The following is a 1356-nucleotide window of genomic DNA, read 5'->3' on the forward strand; positions in this document are numbered from 1 at the left end:
CCGCCGGACCAGATACTCCACCCGCCGCATCAGCACCATCATCCAAGCCGTCCACACACTGCTGACCCGCAGCTATTCAGCATGAAAGAGGCACAGTTAAAGGTGCTGCGCCTCAAGAGAAAAAAGAACGAGGCAGGAACAGCGCGAGACCTGCTACTGGTCTGATCCTGGGCGTCTCGCAGGCAGACGGTGCCACGAAATTGATAGCCAAATCTGCTGTCGCTGCCCTGAGTCAGAGGAACAGGCATTCAAACGCTCCTATTGTCCTGTTTGGGCCAGGGGCTACGGGACTAAAAGAAGGAACGCTCTACATAGGTAGCGTAGCTGACGATTTGGGTCTTCAGTCTTGGTCAACGGATCTCATACTGCTCGTGGGGAACTGCCCGTTCCCAGACAGCGTCGAACACGATAGAGCACTGCCGGGCAAGGTCCGGACAGGTACGCAATTCCAAGGGAGGGTCTGCCCACTGCCCGTCTCCTGTGAAGTGACTGAACAATACGTGCGTCCTGTCGAAAAGCCATAAATCACAACCTGGAAGCAGTAAGTCGGCGGTCTTGTGACGAGGCAGCCATCGCACTTCCTCACCAGCGTAGAGTCTGACGAAAGCACCGGCATGCTCGTAACGGATGTATTCGGTCACCGGCTCCGTCACGACCCGCGCCCGGCGGACGGCCACCCCACGACGCCTTGCGCTTGAAATAAGGTCCACCCAGCGTGCCCAGTACGGGGAACTGGGGTGGGCATCCCGCAAGCCGGTTCTCTTCCACTCCTTGAAGTCTTCCACTTCGTCAGCTACTTGGTAGACGTCTCTCATCTCCAAGTTGATGATGGACTGCTGAGCAGTCTCCATCAGATCCCGAAAGCTAGGCATGGTTTGGGGCATTGCGCGGCCTCCCTGGAGCGGAGGAGCCCATTTGTAGTGCTGGGCGCCCTCTTACCTTGTGATCAATGCTTCTCTAAGTGGCTCTCAGCGTCTTCTGCAAAGAGCCACACTATTGGCGGACGAACGCCCTCAGGGCAGCTGTCCCTGCTTAAGACGTACCCAGTGCCTGGCGTGGCTCTCTCCTGAAATGCCGATGAGCGGTATGGCTGATCCCCCATCAACTGGCAACAGCCTTGATACACCAACGCTGGTCGCTAGCGCACACCAGAGCACAGAACCGGCAAACTCACGTCACCCCGGACGGGCCGGGTGACCGCTGTTCTTCGGACGCACGCAGGGCGTGAAGGAGCCCCGGCCATAACATCCGCGGCCCCGACCTGGGCTTGATCCGCTTTGACGGACATCTGAGATCAGGGGCTTCAGCCCCGGAAGGATGATGTTCATCATGGAGAGCATGGGGAAGAAGAGGCCG

The 1356-nt window shown here is 58.3% G+C and carries 1 protein-coding gene; it reads right to left on the bottom strand.

All coding sequences use genetic code 11. The annotated features are described in order from the left end of the window. Positions 1–350: 350 nt before the first annotated feature. The gene (locus ACZ6C1_RS39060; protein WP_469247780.1) at positions 351–884 is read right to left on the bottom strand and encodes a DUF6879 family protein; all 534 of its coding nucleotides are present in this window, start codon (positions 882–884) and stop codon (positions 351–353) included. Between the last annotated feature and the right edge of the window lie 472 nt (positions 885–1356).

Source organism: Streptomyces sp. NPDC041796 (assembly GCF_055590785.1).